Source organism: uncultured Acidovorax sp. (assembly GCF_964021665.1).
GTDB lineage: Bacteria > Pseudomonadota > Gammaproteobacteria > Burkholderiales > Burkholderiaceae_C > Acidovorax > Acidovorax temperans.
Genome location: NZ_CAXIAK010000030.1, coordinates 1 through 15,927, shown reverse-complemented (window position 1 = coordinate 15,927; position 15,927 = coordinate 1). Strand labels below are relative to the sequence as shown.

Below are 15,927 nucleotides of genomic sequence, written 5' to 3'. Positions count from 1 at the left end.
ATAGCTGCTGGCGCTTGCTGAATAAGCGCTGGCGGCTGATTTGGCTTTAAACATCAAGACAGTAGCCCATGCCCCGGTGGGTGCTGATGTACTCGCGCCCGGCATCCACCTCGCGCAGCTTGGCGCGCAGGGTTTTGATGTGCGTGTCCACCGTGCGGTCGGTGCTCTCGCTGTCGTCGCCCCAGGCGGCGGCCAGCAGGGCGTCGCGCGAATGGATGCGGCCTGCGCCGCGCAGCAGGTGCGACAGCAGACGGTATTCGCGCCGCGTGAGCGGCAGGGCCTGGCCGTGCAGGGTGATGCGCTGGCCGGTTTCGTCGTCTACAAAAGGCGTGGCGGCCACGGCGGCGGGCGCAGGCATGGCGGCGCGGCGCAGCAGGGCCTTGATGCGGGCGGCCAGCTCGCGCGGGCTGAAGGGCTTGGCCAGGTAGTCGTCGGCGCCCAGCTCCAGGCCCAGCACGCGGTCCAGCTCCTCGCCCCGGGCGCTGAGCATCAGCACCGGCGTGGCCTGGCGCAGCCGCAGGGCCGCAGCGGCTTGCCCGTGGCGCACGTCGCGCAGCAGGTCCAGTCCATTGCCATCGGGCAGGCCCACGTCCAGCACCAGCAAGTCAAACGGGTGGCGCTGCATTTGCTGGCGTGCGTCCTGCACCAGCAGGCAGTGCGTCACCTGCAGGCCGTCGCGCTCCAGCGCATAGGCCACGGTGCGGGCGATGGCGGGGTCGTCTTCGAGCAGCAGCAGGCGGGTGGACATGGGCGATCAGCGCGCAATGAGGACCGGGAAAATCTTGCCCAGCCCGTCCGTCATCACCTCCACCGCCAGTGCGGCCAGGATCAGGCCCATCAGCCGCGTCATCACGTTGATGCCGGTCTTGCCCAGCACGCGGGCGATGGGGTCGGCCAGCGAGAAGCACACGGCCGTGGCCAGGGCAATGACCACGCCGTAGCCCACCAGCGCGGCGTGCTGCCAGAAGGTCTGGGCGCGGTCGGCATAAATCACCACGGTGGACATGCTGGCCGGGCCGGTGAGCAGCGGAATGGTGAGCGGCACCACCGCAATGCTGCTGCCTGCGGCGGCTTTTTCGGCGCCTTCTTCGTATTCATTGGTGCTGGGCTTAGCCTCGGCGGGCTGGGCGTTGAGCATGTTCATCGCGCTGATGAGCAGCAGCATGCCGCCGCCCACCTGAAAGCTCTGCAGCGAGATGTTGAAGAACTCCAGAATCTGCAACCCCAGCAGCGCACAGGCCGCAATCACGCAGAACGACGCAAACGCCGCCGTGCGGATGGTGCTGCGCCGCTGCGCCGCCGAAAAGCCCTGCGTGTAGTGGATGAAGAACGGCACGATGGCCAGCGGGTTGACGATGGCCAGCAGGGTGATGAGCGGTTTGAGATCCATCAGCGGTCTCCGAAAACAAAAAAGGATGAAAGCAAAGGGCGGCAGCGCAGGGCGACAGCATGCACCGTGCCAAGGCCGAGCCCGGTGCTGGTGTTTACGCCAAGGTGGTCCATGGAATGCCGTCTGCTGCAAGAATGGCGCATTGGAACAGTTTTCAGGAGCAAACACATGGGTCAATTTGTCGATTTGAAATCTGCCGACGGTTTTGTGCTGCCCGCCTGGGTGGCGGAGCCCGACACCACGCCCCGGGGCGCGGTGGTGGTGCTGCAAGAGATTTTCGGGGTGAACTCCCACATCCGCGCGGTGGCCGACCGCTTTGCCGCGCGCGGCTACCTGGCCGTGGCACCCGCCACGTTCCACCGCGTCAAGCCCGGTGTGGAGCTGGGCTACACCGCCGACGACATGCAGGCCGGCATGGAGCTGAAAGCCGCTGTGGAGGCGCTGCCCGCCCCCGGTGTGATGCCCGACATCCAGGCCGCCATTGACTACGCCGCCCAGCGCAGCGGCCGCAAGGTGGGCATTGTGGGCTTTTGCTGGGGTGGGCTGCTGACATGGCGCGCTGCGTGCACGCTCACCGGCCTGTCGGCGGCCGTGCCTTACTACGGCGGCGGTATGACAACCCCTGAGGAAGCCGCCCGCCAGCCCAAGGTGCCCGTGCTGGCCCACTTTGGTGAGCGCGACCACTGGATTCCGCTGGATAGCGTGCAGGCCTTTGACCGCGCCCAGCCCGGCGTGGAAGTGCATGTGTACCAGGCTGACCACGGCTTCAACTGTGACCAGCGCGGCAGCTACGACGAGGCTGCCGCCCTGGCTGCCCGCGACCGCACGCTGGCGTTTTTCGACAAGCACCTGGGCTGATCGCCCGTAGCATGGCCCGCAGCCTCCGCGCTGCGTGGCTGTGCGCGTCAAAGCACGGTGGGGCATCGCATTCAACTGGGGAAAGCCATGGCCAGCTGCATTGCAAAATTCAAGCCTTTTAGGCCTCTGGCGCTTTTACAACAAGCGCTGGCAGCTATTTATTTGATAGCGATTGCCAGCGTAGCCCAGGCGGCCGACTACACAGGCCCCCTGTTCGACGCCCACCTGCACTACAACGAAGAAGCCTGGAACGGCACCGCAGGCCCCCATCCGCCTGCCGATGTGCTCGCGCGCATGCAGACCAGCGGGGTGCGGGCCATCGTCGCCAATTCGCGGCCCAATGCGGGCTCGCTGGCGCTGGCGGCCCTGCCGCAGATGCGCGAGGCAGGCATTGGGGTGGTGCCTTTTGTTCGTCTTTATCGCAATCGGGCTGAGGGCCTGTTCACCCTATTTTTGCCAGATGCGTTGCGATCCCCAAGGGCCAGGCGCTAGGCGCCAAGTGCAGCTGGGGCGCCGCCCCAGCGAGACTTGGCAACGCCGCGAATGGCCCTTGGGGGCGCAACCCGAAGGGAACGAGGCCAAAGCCACGCCACTCGTCGTTGCACTCCTAGCCAAGGCCCCGGCCTTGGCGTCGTCACGCGCCTAGATTGGCGTGGCTATGGCCTCGTTCGCACTGGCAAAAATAGGGTGAACAGGCCCTTACACCGGCTGGCCGCGCGACGAATCCATTTATGACATGGTGCTGGCCGAGCTGGAGCGCGGCACCGCAGCGGGCCCGTACCGTGGCATTGGCGAATTCCACCTGTACGACAGTGCCGACGCCAACGGCCCGGTAGCCCGCAAGCTGATGCAACTGGCCGAGCTGCGCCGCCTGGTGGTGCTGGCCCATGTGGACGATGTGGCGATTGACCTGCTGATGGCGCACACCGCCAGCCAGGGCCAGTCGGTGCGCCTCATCTGGGCCCACACGGGCATTGGCGGCGTGCCGGTTGCGCGGGTCGATGCGCTGCTGGCCCGCTACCCTGGGCTGGTGGGCGAGCTGTCGTACCGCCCCGGGCTGGTGTGCGACGGTGGGCAGCTGTGCCCCGAGTGGCGCGACCTGCTGCTCAAGCACCCCACCCGTTTTGTGATCGGCTCAGACACCTGGGTCAACCAGCGCTGGCAACACTACGAGGCGCAGATGCGGGACTACCGCACCTGGCTGGGTGGCCTGCCTGCCGATGTGGCCCAGCGCGTGGCCTGGGGCAATGCAGCGGCGTTGCTGGGGGTGTCTGTCGTCAGCCCAGACCGCAAGAACTGAGTGCAGCGGCCGCAGCGTCCGCTCAGGCCGCTGCAAGCCGTGGCTGATCGTGCCCCATCGCAGGGCGGTGCAGCGGCGCTGCGGTGTCAGCCACCTTGAAGGTGGACGCAGCTTGCGCCAGCCGATAGGCCTGCTCCCGCAGGCTTTGCGCGGCAGCGGCAGACTCTTCCACCAGCGCGGCGTTTTGCTGGGTGGCCTGGTCGAGCTGGGCGATGGCGTCGTTCACCAGGGCAATGCCGTCAGATTGCTCGCGGGCGCTGGCGGCGATGTGCGCTATCACCTCCGTCACCCTTTGCACCGAACTCACGATGTTCTGCATGGCGGCCCCGGCGTTGTGCACAAGCTGCGTGCCTTGGCCCACCTTCTCCACGCTGCTGGAGATCAGACCCTTGATTTCCTTGGCCGCCTCGGCGCTGCGTTGGGCCAAGCTGCGCACTTCGCCAGCCACCACGGCAAAGCCACGGCCCTGTTCACCGGCGCGGGCGGCTTCCACGGCAGCGTTCAGCGCCAGGATATTGGTCTGGAAGGCGATGCCATCGATGGTGCCGATGATGTCCGCAATGCGGCGCGAGCTGGTGTGGATGTCTTCCATCGTCTCCACCACCTGGGCCACGATGCTGCCACCTTGCGATGCCACTTCAGCCGCAGAGGAAGCCAGCGTGCTGGCGGTGCGGGCGGCCTCTGCCGACTGTTGCACGGTGGCCGTGAACTGCTCCATGGACGACGCTGTCTGCTGCAGGTTGGCGGCCGTGTGTTCGGTGCGCGACGACAAGTCTTGCGTGCCCCCGGCAATCTGGTCGCTGGCGCTGGCAATCTGGTCGCCCGCACTGCGGATCTGTCCGATCACCGAGGCCAGCGAGTGCTGCATGTCTGCCAGGGCGCGCAGCAACTGACCGGCTTCGTCGCTGCGGGTGCTGACCACCTCGGTGGTCAGGTCGCCATGGGCAATGGTGTCGGCTACAGCCACTGAATAGCTCAGCGGCAGGGTGATGCTGCGCGTGATGGTGACGGCCAGCACCATGCCCAACCCGATGGTAATGGCGCCCAACGCGATCAGCCAGTAGCGGGCCTTGTCGTTCGCGGCCTTGATGGGCGCGGCAGATTCGTCCAGTGCCTTGCGCTGCATTTCCATCAGCGCTTCCACGCGGGTCATGTACTGCTTGGCTGAAGGAACGAAGCGCGATTCCAGCAGTGCATCGGCCTGTTCACTGTGCCCGTCGCGGCGCAGGCGGATCACTTCGTCGCGGGCTTCGGTGTAGGTGCGGCGCAGCGCGCTGATGTCGCTGAACAGTGCGCGCTCCGCGTCGGTCTGCATCAAGCCTTCGACTTTTTTCTGAATGTCGGTGGTGGTGCTGGCTGAGAGCTTCTGCTCTTCTGCAAAATAGGTCGACAAGGACGCATCGCTGCTTTTGGCAATGGCCGTGGTGCGGCGTACGGCCGTGTGGATCAGGCGGTACCAGTCGCTGATGAGGCGTTCCTTGGCCAGCGGTTGTTCGATCACGGCTTGGGTGGACACGGAGGCGGTGTGCAATTGCCACACTCCCAGCAAGGTGCCCAGCAGCGACAGGGCCAACAGCAAGCCAAAGCCCAGGCAGAGGCGTTTTCCAATGGCGATTTGATTCATGAGGAGGGATTGATTGAAGTGCGCGGTCGAGATTACCCAGCCCCCCCGGGGTGCGGCTTGACGAGCGTCAAGCGTTGTTGCGTTTGTTAACCTTTTGGCACAACGCTGACAATACGGGACGCGTTTGTGTGGGTTGCTGCCACACAAAATTCGGACACCGTGCGGGTAATGCATCGCGTGCCAAATCGCTGGGATTTGTGATCTGGCGGCGGCCCAGCGCTCTCACATGCTGCGCTGGTGAGGGCGGGAGAGCGGCGAGTTGATTTCCACAGCGGGCAGCTGCCTTGCGTGCCGCGTGAGGTGTGGTTGCGCTGGTTCTGTGGTCGCAAAACGGTCGTGGCTTGCGCGTCACAGGTTCCAGCCTGGAGTGTCGATCTACATCGACGCATATGTGTGTCTGTGGCGTCGGGGCTTTACAGGCGAGGGCTTCTAATGGCGCACTTCTTCGGGGGACGCGCTGAAGCTTGCCCGGAGGGCCCTGCAGCCCAAGCAGGACCAGGAGCGGCGAACAATACTCCTCTGGCGTCGTTGTTACGCCTGTCGTACGACTTGCACGCCGCTCTTCGAACAGACGCTTATTGCCGGGTGCGCGAGAGGTATTGCTTGCGCCAGAACAGCGCCACCAACGCCACAGCGATGGCCAGCATGGACGCCACCGCCCACCAGAAGCCATCGGCCTTATGGATGAGCGGAACGAACTCGAAATTCATGCCGAAGATGCCCGCGATCAGGTTCAGCGGCAGGAACACGGCGGTGAGCGCCGTGAGGGTACGCATGATGTCGTTGGTGCGGTTGCTCTGCACCGAAAAGTGCATCTGCACCGCCGTTTCGGTGCTTTGCTCCAGGCGGCGCACGTGGTGCACCACGCGTTCGATGGGTTCCAGCACGTCGCGGCTGCGCACCTTCAGCAGGTCCAGCTCCCGCGCACCGGCGGGTGTATCGGGCGGGGCCCAGGTTTCCAGCGTGTCGATCCAGTCCTGAATGGCACTGCGCTGGTCTTCGCAGATTTCATCTAGGTTGTGCAGCGCCATGCGGGCATCGAGCAGCGAACTCCAGTTCACAAACCGGGCGCGCGGCTTGAGCAGCTCGGTCTGCCAGTGGTCGAGCTGCCGGGTCAGGTCCCGCCGCAAGTCCAGGTAGCCGTCCACCATGGTGTTCACCAGCCGCAGCATCAGGTCGGCCGGGCTGGCAGGCAGGCGTGCGCCCGGCGTGGGCATGCGGCCTTCGCGCGGGTCTGCCGGCGCGGCAGCCAGCAGCCGTGCCGCATAGGCCTCCCGCACGGCGCAGTCGGCCGGGTGCACGGTCAGCAGCACTTGGTCCAGCAGCGCAAAGCCAACGGGGTTGGTGTCGATGCGGCGCAGCACCAGCGGGCCAGACCGCTTGGCCGGGTGGGCGGCGTCGGTGGGCGATGGCTCGTCAGGGGGGGCTGCGTGCGGGGTGGTGGCCAGGCGCCTGAACACCAGCAGGTCGTACTGCGAGGTGTAGTCGTAGCGCGAGGGCAGCTGTGCGTTGAGCAGGTCCGACACATGCAGGTCCACCAGCTGCATGCCGGCGAGCTGTTGCAAGGCGGCCTGCAGGGTGGGCAGCTGTTCCTGGAAGGCGGCACGCGCGCAGGCCAGCCACAGAAAGCCGCTGGCGGGCGGCGCCTCGGGAAGCTCCGACAGTTCGGCCACCCCCGTGGGCTGGATGTGGAAGATGCGCAGCGGCCGTGCGCCCGCTGCGCTGCTGGGTGAAGTGGGCGGTTGCCGCTCTTCCTGCTTCACAAGATTGCTATTATTTTTGAAGCAAACGGGCAACGTCGCGGGCAAAGTAGGTCAGCACGCCATCAGCGCCCGCGCGCTTGAAGGCCAGCAGGCTTTCCATCATCACGGCGTCGTGGTCCAGCCAGCCGTTGGCGGCGGCGGCCTTGATCATGGCGTACTCGCCGCTCACCTGGTAGGCGAAGGTGGGCACGCGGAATTCGTCCTTCACGCGGCGCACGATGTCCAGATACGGCATGCCGGGTTTGACCATCACCATGTCCGCACCTTCGGCAATGTCCAGCGCCACTTCGCGCAGGGCTTCGTCGCTGTTGCCGGGGTCCATCTGGTACACGTTCTTGTCGGCCTTGCCTAAAGCGCCCCGTGTGCCCACCGCGTCGCGGAAGGGGCCGTAGAAGGCACTGGCGTACTTGGCGCTGTAGGCCATGATGCGGGTGTGGATGTGGCCTTGCACTTCCAGCGCCTCGCGGATGGCGCCAATGCGGCCGTCCATCATGTCGCTGGGGGCCACGATGTCCACGCCCGCTTCAGCATGCGTCAGGGCCTGGGCGGTGAGGATTTCCACCGTCTGGTCATTGATGATGTAGCCGGTGTCGTCCAGCACGCCATCCTGGCCGTGGCTGGTGTAGGGGTCCAGCGCCACATCGGTCATCACGCCGAGCTGTGGGAATTCCTTCTTCAGCGCCCGCACCACGCGCGGGATCAGGCCATCGGGGTTGCGTGCTTCCTGGCCGTCGGGCGTCTTGAGCGCGGGGTCAATGGCCGGGAACAGCGCCATCACCGGAATGCCCAGCTTCACGCAATCTGCCGCCACCGGCAGCAGCAAGTCCAGGCTCAGGCGCTCCACGCCGGGCATGGAGCTCACGGCTTCGCTGCGCTGCATTCCCTCATGCACAAACACGGGGTAGATCAGGTCGTTGACCGACACCGCATGCTCACGCACCAGGCGGCGCGTGAAGGCGTCACGGCGCAGGCGGCGGGGGCGGTTCTGGGGGAAGGGGGCAGAAGTAGGGAGGTGCATGGCGAAAATTGTGCCCTATCTCCTGGGCAAGGGCCTGATCTGGATCTGCAAGCGCGAAATAGGCGCGTAGAAAGCCCCTTGGATTGGAGCAACTAATTGCGAGGGCTTGTAACTTTCTGTACTTAATGCTAAATTTGATTTCGGGCAGCCCTCTGCCTCCCGCTTTTTCCTCCCTGAGCGGGGCTCACTGGATGCTCCACGCATTCAGGGGCTTCTCAGCCCGGCCTTTGTGCCGGGCTTTTTTTAGCCCGGGCAGCTTTGAAAAAAGGGGCAAAGCGACGCTCTGGCGCCGAGGGGCGAGCGGGACGCTTAAACTGCCCGCATGCTCTGGATAAAAGCCTTTCACATCGTCTTCGTGGCCAGCTGGTTCGCCGGTCTGTTCTATCTGCCACGCATCTTTGTCAATTTGGCCATGGTGGCGCCCGACTCGGTGGCAGAGCGTGAGCGCTTGCTACTGATGGCGCGCAAGCTGCTGCGGTTCACCACCATCCTGGCGGTGCCCGCCTTGGCGCTAGGGCTGTGGCTGTGGCTGGGGTACGGCATTGGCCTGCAAGGCCCGGGCAATGGGTGGATGCACGCCAAACTCACCATCGTTTTGCTGGTGGTGGGCTACCACTACGCCTGCGGCGTGCTGCTGCGCAAGCTGGCCAACGGCCAAAGCCAGCGCAGCCATGTGTGGTTTCGCTGGTTCAATGAAGCACCCGTGGTGCTGCTGCTGATTGCGGTGGTGCTGGTGGTCGTCAAACCCTTCTGACAGGGACGGAGGCCTGCGCCGTTGCACAAGACCTCCGCCTGGCCTTTGGCGGCTATTTATGCGGTTTTGATCGTTTTTGCCAGTCTGTTCCCTTTTTCAGGCTGGCGCGCCCAGGGGCTGGAGCCCTGGATGTTTCTGGCGGCGCCGCTGCCACCGCCTTATTGGACGGGCTTTGACGTCACGTCCAACCTGATCGGATATGCCCCCCTGGGCTTCTTGCTGGCCCTGGCCTTGCTGCGCACGGGCTGGACGCGCGGCGCCGTGTGGTGGGCCGCGCTGGCGGGTTCGCTGCTGTCGCTGGCCATGGAGTTTTTACAGATCTACCTGCCGCGGCGTGTCCCTTCCAATCTCGATCTGGTGCTGAATGCTGCGGGCACATGGCTGGGCGCCTTGCTGGCGGCGCTGTTGGAGCGCTGGGGGGCCATCGACCGTTGGAGTCTGTTCCGGGGCCGCTGGTTTGTGCCGGATGCGCGCGGGGCGCTGGTGCTGATGGCCTTGTGGCCTGCTGCGTTGTTGTTCCCCGCTGCCGTGCCGTTTGGCCTTGGGCAGGTGCTGGAGCGGCTGGAGGCGGCGATTGAGCAGGCGCTGCAAGACACCCCCTTCATCGACTGGATGCCCATGCGCGAGACCGTGCTGGAGCCGCTGTCGCCCGGCGGTGAAGCGCTGTGCGTGATGCTGGGCTTGCTGGTGCCCAGCCTGCTGGGCTATTGCGTCATCCGCCATGTGGGGCGGCGGGCGGTGTTTGCCACGGGGGTGCTGGTGATCGGGGTGGCGGTGACGGCACTGTCTGCGGCGCTGAGCTGGGGCCCCGCGCACGCCTGGGGCTGGCTGGACGAGCCCGTGCGCGTGGGTGTGTGGGCGGCCGCGGGCATGGCGGTGCTGTTGCTCATGCTGCCGCGCCGGGCCAGCGCGGCCGTGCTGCTGGTGGCACTGGTGTGGCACCTGGCCTTGCTGAACCAGGCGCCGACCAACGTTTATTTTGCGCAGACCCTGATGCAATGGGAGCAGGGGCGCTTCATCCGTTTCTATGGCCTGGGCCAGTGGCTGGGCTGGCTCTGGCCTTATGTGGCGCTGCTGTATGTGCTGGTACGCGTCTCGCGCAAAGACGCCCATCCCTAAAATACCCCCATGAGCGAACCCACCCAACCCACTTCCGCCGCGCCGGGCTATTACCAGCGCCACATCTTCTTCTGCCTGAACGAGCGCACCAACGGCGAAGACAGCTGTGCCCATCACAACGCCCAGGCTGGGTTTGACCATTGCAAGGCGAAGGTGAAAGCCGCTGGTCTGGCGGGCACCGGCAAAGTGCGTGTGAACAAGGCGGGTTGCCTGGACCGCTGCGCCGCAGGCCCCGTGGCCGTGGTCTACCCTGAAGGCACCTGGTACACCTTTGTGGACACCAGCGACATCGACGAGATCGTGGAATCGCACCTGAAAAACGGCCAGGTGGTGGAGCGCCTGCTGGTGCCACCTGAGCTGGGGCGCTGATTGGTTTTTTGATAATAATGGCATGTAGCGCTTGATGCATAAGCGCGAGCAGCTATTAAAAACATAGCAAACGTGAATTCACAGACAGAACGACTGACGCTGCAAGGCCCCGCCGGTGCCATCGAAGTGGCCCGCGACGCGGCCAGCGTGCCCGATGGCGGCACGCCTCGGGGTGTGGCGGTGATTGCCCACCCCCACCCCCTGTTCGGCGGCACCATGGACAACAAGGTGGTGCAAACCTTGGCCCGTGCCTTTGTGCAATGCGGCTGGACGGCGGTGCGCTTCAACTTTCGCGGCGTGGGTGCCACCCAGGGCGTGCACGACGAAGGCCGGGGCGAGCTGCAAGACCTGCTGGCCGTGGTGGAGCAGGTGGCCCCCGCGGGCGAAGGCGCGCAACCGCTGGCCCTGGCGGGTTTCTCGTTTGGGGCGTTCGTCACCAGCCACGCGCTGGCCACACTGTGGCCCCAGCGGCACATTGACCGCGCCGTGCTGGTGGGCACGGCTGCCAGCCGCTTCACCGTGGCCCCGGTGCCACCCGAGGCCCATCTGCGCACGCTGGTGGTGCACGGCGAGCAAGACGACACCGTGGCCTTGTCCGCGGTGATGGACTGGGCGCGCCCCCAGACACTCCCTGTGACAGTCGTGCCCGGAGGCGGGCATTTCTTTCACGGACAATTGCCGCTGCTCAAAAACTTGGTGGTCAGGCACCTGCAGTCGGCCCTCTAAAAAGAGATCGGCCGCGCTGGCGGAACCTCCGTGCGCCGGCTGACTCTGCCCAAAACCTTTTGCAGCAGCGCGTGCTGCTGCATCGATCCTACTTCTCCATCCTCTCAGCCGTTGGCTGCATCTCTGAACGCTCCATGAAACGAATCCTGCCCGCCCTGCGATCCCTGGCCTTTTTTGCTGCTGTTGCCCCCGCCGCTTTTGGTGCCCTGGCGCAGCAGGTGCCCCAACCCCCGGAAATCGCAGCCCGTACTTACATGCTGGTGGATGTGACCGCCAACCAGGTGCTGGCGGCCAAGGACATCGACGCGCCGGTGGAGCAGGCATCGCTGACCAAGCTGATGACGGGCTACCTGGTGTTTGACGCGCTGCGTGCCAAGAAAGTGACGCTGGACCAGAAGCTGCCCGTGAGTGTGCGCGCCTGGAAGATGCCCGGCTCGCGCATGTTCATCGACCCCAAGATGCAGGTGTCGGTGGACGACCTGCTCAAGGGCATGATCGTCCAGTCGGGCAACGACGCCACCGTGGCGCTGGCCGAGGGCGTGGGCGGCACGTATGAAAACTTCGTCAAGCTGATGAACGACCAGGCCAAGGCCCTGGGCATGAATGGCACCAGCTACAAAAACCCCGAAGGCCTGACCGAGCCCGGCCACGTCACCACCGCGCGCGACCTGAGCGTGCTGGCCAGCCGGTTGATGAAAGACTTCCCGGAGTACATGCACTACTACTCCACCAAGCAGTACAGCTACCCCGGCACGCCACCTTCGAATGGCACCAATCGCAACATGCTGCTCTTCCGCGATCCCACGGTGGACGGCCTCAAGACGGGTCACACCGCAGCGGCTGGCTACTGCCTGGTCGCCACCGCCAAGCGCGATTTCCCCAACGTGGGCCAGCGCCGCCTGCTGTCCATCGTTCTGGGCACGGCCAGCGAGAATGCGCGCGCCAACGAAAGCCAGAAGCTGTTGAACTGGGGCTACACCGCCTTCGATGCCGTCAAACTCTTTGAAGCCAACACCCCCGTGGCCACGCCAGCCCTCTGGAAGGGCGCTGAGAACGTTCTGAAGATCGGCCGTCCCGAAGCCATCGTGGTGACGGTGCCCTCGGGCAGTGCTGGCAAGATCAAGACAGAAATCTCGCGCCCAGACCCCCTGGTGGCTCCATACACCAAGGGCCAGGCTGTTGGCTCTTTGAAGGTGGCGCTGGGTGAGCAGACCTTGGCCGAAGTGCCTCTGGTTGCGCTGGAGGGGGTCGAGCAGGCAGGCTTCCTGGGCCGCGCCTGGGACGCCATCCGCCTGTGGATCAAGTGACCCCACAGTCGCATTGGCCAAGGAGCAAGCGCATGGCGCAGCGCCCAAACTGCGCCACGCTTGCCTCTTGTGCACTAGCCTGATACATTAGAAGGCTTTTCGGAATTTCCGAAGGGATTCACGTTTTCGCTTTCACGAAGCAAATTCACGTTTAGGGACGTATTTCATGCCAACCATTAATCAATTGGTCCGTCAGGGGCGCGAGGTCGAAAAGACCAAGTCCAAGAGCCCTGCGATGGAAAACTCTCCACAGCGCCGTGGCGTGTGCACTCGCGTGTACACCACGACGCCTAAGAAGCCTAACTCCGCTCTGCGTAAGGTCGCCAAGGTGCGCCTGACCAACGGTTTTGAGGTGATCTCCTACATCGGCGGTGAAGGCCACAACCTGCAAGAACACAGCGTGGTGCTGGTTCGCGGCGGTCGTGTCAAGGACTTGCCAGGTGTGCGTTACCACATCGTGCGTGGTTCGCTGGACTTGCAAGGCGTGAAAGACCGCAAGCAAGCCCGCTCCAAGTACGGCGCGAAGAAGCCAAAGGCCAAGTAAGCCCTGGCCCTTTCGGTCTGAAGAATTTTCGGTGCTGTTTTTCCGCGTGGCGCGGAGATGCAGCGTAGTGACCCCAAACGCAGGTGTTCTGCGCGGGTCGAGTAAGTGGGAGTCCTTCATTGGCTCTCGCGGTGTCTGAAAAGATGCCAACTGAAGCAAAGATAGAGGTAAAAAATGCCACGTCGTCGCGAAGTCCCCAAACGTGAAATCCTGCCGGATCCAAAGTTCGGTAATGTTGAGCTGTCCAAATTCATGAACGTGATCATGGAAGGCGGCAAAAAGGCGGTTGCAGAACGCATCATTTACGGTGCCCTGGAGCTGATCGAGAAGAAGCACCCCGATAAGGATCCTCTGGAAGCCTTCACCGTTGCCATCAACAACGTGAAGCCCATGGTGGAAGTGAAGTCCCGCCGCGTCGGCGGTGCCAACTACCAAGTGCCTGTGGAAGTGCGTCCTGTCCGCCGTCTGGCCCTGTCGATGCGCTGGATTAAGGAAGCCGCCCGCAAGCGTGGTGAAAAGTCGATGGCCCAACGTCTGGCCAACGAGCTGCTCGAAGCCACCGAAGGCCGTGGCGGCGCCATGAAGAAGCGTGACGAAGTGCACCGCATGGCCGAAGCCAACAAGGCATTCAGCCACTTCCGCTTCTAAAAAGCGGATTTGTCCTGATATCGGCCCAAGGCTGCTGGCGTATTTGCCTGCAGCCTTGTGTCGATTTCAGGCAGTCACAAAATTGACGGGCTTTCTTGCCAGTATGGCAGCCCGACACCCTCCCCAATACGACCCATCAAGGATCCACCATGGCTCGCAATACCCCCATCGAGCGCTACCGCAATATCGGTATCTCGGCCCACATTGACGCTGGCAAGACCACGACCACCGAACGTATTCTGTTTTACACGGGCGTGAGCCACAAGATTGGCGAAGTGCACGATGGCGCTGCCACCATGGACTGGATGGAGCAAGAGCAAGAGCGTGGTATCACGATCACCTCGGCTGCCACGACCTGCTTCTGGAAGGGTATGGACAACACCTACCCCGAGCACCGCTTCAACATCATCGACACCCCCGGCCACGTGGACTTCACGATTGAAGTGGAGCGTTCCATGCGCGTGCTGGACGGCGCTTGCATGGTGTACTGCGCTGTGGGCGGCGTGCAGCCCCAGTCTGAAACTGTGTGGCGTCAGGCTAACAAGTACAAGGTGCCTCGCCTGGCCTTTGTGAACAAGATGGACCGTACCGGTGCCAACTTCTTCAAGGTCTACGAGCAAATGAAGTTGCGCCTGAAGGCCAACCCCGTGCCCGTGGTGATCCCAATCGGCGCTGAAGACACCTTCACCGGCGTGGTGGACCTGCTGAAGATGAAGGCCATCATCTGGGACGAAGCCTCGCAAGGCATGAAGTTCACCTACCAGGACATCCCTGCTGATCTGGTGGAGTCCGCCAAAGAGTGGCGCGAAAAGATGGTTGAAGCTGCTGCTGAAGCCTCTGAAGACTTGATGAACAAGTACCTGGAAGAAGGTGACTTGAGCGAAGCTGAAATCAAGCAGGGCCTGCGCACCCGTACCATCGCTACGGAAATCCACCCCATGCTGTGCGGCACCGCGTTCAAGAACAAGGGCGTGCAACGCATGCTGGACGCCGTGATCGACTACCTGCCAGCACCTACGGACATCCCTGATGTAGCTGGTACCGATGAAGACGAAAAGCCTGTGACGCGCAAGGCCGACGACAACGAGAAGTTCTCTGCGCTGGCGTTCAAGCTGATGACCGACCCCTTCGTTGGTCAGTTGACTTTCGTGCGCGTGTACTCTGGCGTGCTGACCAAGGGCGATACCGTCTACAACCCTATCAAGGGCAAGAAGGAACGTATCGGCCGTATCGTGCAGATGCATGCTAACGAGCGCCAGGAGGTGGAAGAAATCCGCGCCGGTGACATCGCTGCCTGCGTGGGTCTGAAGGAAGTGACCACCGGCGAAACGCTGTGTGATGTGAATTCGCAGATCATCCTGGAGCGTATGGTGTTCCCTGAACCTGTGATTTCGCAGGCCGTGGAGCCCAAGACCAAGGCTGACCAAGAAAAGATGGGTATCGCTCTGGGTCGTCTGGCCGCAGAAGATCCATCGTTCCGCGTGCGCACCGACGAAGAATCGGGCCAGACCATCATTTCCGGCATGGGCGAGTTGCACCTGGAAATTATTGTGGACCGCATGAAGCGCGAGTTCGGCGTGGAGGCCAACGTGGGCAAGCCTCAAGTGGCTTACCGCGAAACCATCCGCAAGACGGTGGAAGAAGCCGAAGGCAAGTTTGTGCGCCAGTCCGGTGGTAAGGGTCAGTACGGTCACGTCGTGCTCAAGATCGAACCCAACGAAGCCGGCAAGGGCATCGAGTTCGTCGACGCGATCAAGGGCGGTGTGGTTCCTCGCGAATTCATTCCAGCGGTGGAAAAGGGTATCAACGAAGCCGTGACACAAGGTGTGCTGGCTGGCTACCCTGTGGTGGACGTCAAGGTCACGCTGCACTTCGGTTCGTACCACGATGTGGACTCGAACGAACTGGCGTTCAAGATGGCCGCTATCTTCGGCTTCAAGGAAGGCTGCAAGAAGGCCGGTCCAGTCATCCTGGAACCCATGATGTCTGTTGAAGTGGAAACGCCTGAAGACTATGCTGGCAACGTGATGGGCGATTTGTCCAGCCGCCGCGGCATGGTGCAGGGTATGGACGACATCCCGGGCGGTGGCAAGGCCATCCGCGCTGAAGTTCCTCTGTCGGAAATGTTCGGCTACTCGACTACGCTGCGCTCGGCCACACAAGGTCGTGCTACTTACACGATGGAGTTCAAGCACTACTCTGAAGCTCCTCGCAATGTGTCGGAAGCCATCATGGCTTCCCGCGCCAAGTAATGGTGTCTTTGGTCTAACAGCCAAACTGGCTGCTAGCGCTTGTGCTGCAAGCGCTAGCAGCTATCAAATTCATAGTATGTCTGCGATGCGGTGCCGCCCTGTGGCCGGTGCGGGTCGAATCAGCAACCGCATGCAGACGTTAAACCCGGCACCGGCATAGCTCTTTGGAGAAAAAAATGGCAAAAGGTAAGTTTGAACGCACCAAGCCCCACGTCAACGTGGGCACGATCGGTCACGTGGACCATGGCAAGACAA

At 63.3% G+C, this 15,927-nt stretch carries 14 protein-coding genes and 3 pseudogenes; 12 read left to right on the top strand and 5 right to left on the bottom strand.

What is annotated here, in order from left to right; genetic code table 11:
• Positions 1–46: 46 nt before the first annotated feature.
• The gene (locus AADJ04_RS08660; RefSeq protein WP_207373625.1) at positions 47–748 is read right to left on the bottom strand and encodes a winged helix-turn-helix domain-containing protein; all 702 of its coding nucleotides are present in this window, start codon (positions 746–748) and stop codon (positions 47–49) included.
• A gap of 6 nt (positions 749–754) precedes the next feature.
• Entirely contained in the window at positions 755–1,390 is a 636-nt protein-coding gene (locus tag AADJ04_RS08655) for a MarC family protein (RefSeq protein ID WP_142085426.1), read from the bottom strand.
• Between the two features lie 168 nt (positions 1,391–1,558).
• Here AADJ04_RS08655 and AADJ04_RS08650 point away from each other — a divergent pair, with 168 nt between their 5' ends.
• The 3 genes and pseudogenes from AADJ04_RS08650 to AADJ04_RS08640 all read left to right on the top strand — a co-directional run.
• Positions 1,559–2,248 (top strand): dienelactone hydrolase family protein, encoded by a 690-nt coding sequence (locus tag AADJ04_RS08650; RefSeq protein WP_067513430.1) that lies wholly within the window; start codon positions 1,559–1,561, stop codon positions 2,246–2,248.
• A gap of 165 nt (positions 2,249–2,413) precedes the next feature.
• Positions 2,414–2,683: pseudogene (locus AADJ04_RS08645) on the top strand (amidohydrolase); the annotation flags it as partial.
• A 265-nt stretch (positions 2,684–2,948) separates the two neighbouring features.
• Positions 2,949–3,548, top strand: a pseudogene (locus tag AADJ04_RS08640) (amidohydrolase); the annotation flags it as partial.
• Between the two features lie 22 nt (positions 3,549–3,570).
• On the opposite strand, the gene AADJ04_RS08635 reads toward AADJ04_RS08640, so the two are convergent.
• The 3 genes from AADJ04_RS08635 to hemB all read right to left on the bottom strand — a co-directional run bounded on the left by AADJ04_RS08635 (position 3,571) and on the right by hemB (position 7,953).
• The gene (locus AADJ04_RS08635) at positions 3,571–5,172 is read right to left on the bottom strand and encodes a methyl-accepting chemotaxis protein (RefSeq protein ID WP_341239366.1); all 1,602 of its coding nucleotides are present in this window, start codon (positions 5,170–5,172) and stop codon (positions 3,571–3,573) included.
• Between the two features lie 575 nt (positions 5,173–5,747).
• A complete protein-coding gene (locus AADJ04_RS08630) occupies positions 5,748–6,875 on the bottom strand; it encodes a magnesium transporter CorA family protein (RefSeq protein WP_341239378.1) in 1,128 nt (375 codons plus the stop codon).
• Between the two features lie 70 nt (positions 6,876–6,945).
• Entirely contained in the window at positions 6,946–7,953 is a 1,008-nt protein-coding gene (gene hemB, locus AADJ04_RS08625; RefSeq protein WP_341239365.1) for a porphobilinogen synthase, read from the bottom strand.
• A gap of 322 nt (positions 7,954–8,275) precedes the next feature.
• On the opposite strand from hemB, the gene AADJ04_RS08620 reads away from it, so the two are divergent.
• The 9 genes and pseudogenes from AADJ04_RS08620 to AADJ04_RS08580 form a co-directional block, all read left to right on the top strand.
• The gene (locus tag AADJ04_RS08620) at positions 8,276–8,707 is read left to right on the top strand and encodes a CopD family protein (protein ID WP_341239364.1); all 432 of its coding nucleotides are present in this window, start codon (positions 8,276–8,278) and stop codon (positions 8,705–8,707) included.
• A 21-nt stretch (positions 8,708–8,728) separates the two neighbouring features.
• The gene (locus AADJ04_RS08615; RefSeq protein WP_341239363.1) at positions 8,729–9,826 is read left to right on the top strand and encodes a VanZ family protein; all 1,098 of its coding nucleotides are present in this window, start codon (positions 8,729–8,731) and stop codon (positions 9,824–9,826) included.
• Positions 9,827–9,835: 9 nt separating this feature from the next.
• Positions 9,836–10,195: a (2Fe-2S) ferredoxin domain-containing protein gene (locus tag AADJ04_RS08610; RefSeq protein WP_341239362.1), complete on the top strand. Its 360-nt coding sequence runs from the start codon at positions 9,836–9,838 to the stop codon at positions 10,193–10,195.
• 72 nt (positions 10,196–10,267) lie between these two features.
• A complete protein-coding gene (locus AADJ04_RS08605) occupies positions 10,268–10,921 on the top strand; it encodes an alpha/beta fold hydrolase (protein WP_198847403.1) in 654 nt (217 codons plus the stop codon).
• Positions 10,922–11,055: 134 nt separating this feature from the next.
• Complete coding sequence (locus AADJ04_RS08600) at positions 11,056–12,228, top strand: D-alanyl-D-alanine carboxypeptidase family protein (protein WP_341239361.1); 1,173 nt, start codon at positions 11,056–11,058, stop codon at positions 12,226–12,228.
• Between the two features lie 166 nt (positions 12,229–12,394).
• Entirely contained in the window at positions 12,395–12,772 is a 378-nt protein-coding gene (rpsL, locus tag AADJ04_RS08595) for a 30S ribosomal protein S12 (RefSeq protein WP_015012185.1), read from the top strand.
• Positions 12,773–12,946: 174 nt separating this feature from the next.
• Complete coding sequence (gene rpsG, locus AADJ04_RS08590) at positions 12,947–13,420, top strand: 30S ribosomal protein S7 (protein WP_005798541.1); 474 nt, start codon at positions 12,947–12,949, stop codon at positions 13,418–13,420.
• A gap of 149 nt (positions 13,421–13,569) precedes the next feature.
• Positions 13,570–15,672 carry an elongation factor G gene (gene fusA, locus AADJ04_RS08585; RefSeq protein WP_341239360.1) on the top strand — a complete coding sequence of 701 codons (2,103 nt, stop codon included), beginning with the start codon at positions 13,570–13,572 and terminating at the stop codon, positions 15,670–15,672.
• Between the two features lie 176 nt (positions 15,673–15,848).
• Positions 15,849–15,927, top strand: a pseudogene (locus AADJ04_RS08580) (elongation factor Tu); the annotation flags it as partial.

Coding starts and splice junctions, on each gene's coding strand:
- AADJ04_RS08660 (WP_207373625.1), bottom strand. CDS start 748: ATGTCCACCCGCCTGCTGCTGCTCGAAGACGACCCCGCCATCGCCCGC.
- AADJ04_RS08655 (WP_142085426.1), bottom strand. CDS start 1,390: ATGGATCTCAAACCGCTCATCACCCTGCTGGCCATCGTCAACCCGCTG.
- AADJ04_RS08650 (WP_067513430.1), top strand. CDS start 1,559: ATGGGTCAATTTGTCGATTTGAAATCTGCCGACGGTTTTGTGCTGCCC.
- AADJ04_RS08635 (WP_341239366.1), bottom strand. CDS start 5,172: ATGAATCAAATCGCCATTGGAAAACGCCTCTGCCTGGGCTTTGGCTTG.
- hemB (WP_341239365.1), bottom strand. CDS start 7,953: ATGCACCTCCCTACTTCTGCCCCCTTCCCCCAGAACCGCCCCCGCCGC.
- AADJ04_RS08620 (WP_341239364.1), top strand. CDS start 8,276: ATGCTCTGGATAAAAGCCTTTCACATCGTCTTCGTGGCCAGCTGGTTC.
- AADJ04_RS08610 (WP_341239362.1), top strand. CDS start 9,836: ATGAGCGAACCCACCCAACCCACTTCCGCCGCGCCGGGCTATTACCAG.
- AADJ04_RS08600 (WP_341239361.1), top strand. CDS start 11,056: ATGAAACGAATCCTGCCCGCCCTGCGATCCCTGGCCTTTTTTGCTGCT.
- rpsL (WP_015012185.1), top strand. CDS start 12,395: ATGCCAACCATTAATCAATTGGTCCGTCAGGGGCGCGAGGTCGAAAAG.
- rpsG (WP_005798541.1), top strand. CDS start 12,947: ATGCCACGTCGTCGCGAAGTCCCCAAACGTGAAATCCTGCCGGATCCA.
- fusA (WP_341239360.1), top strand. CDS start 13,570: ATGGCTCGCAATACCCCCATCGAGCGCTACCGCAATATCGGTATCTCG.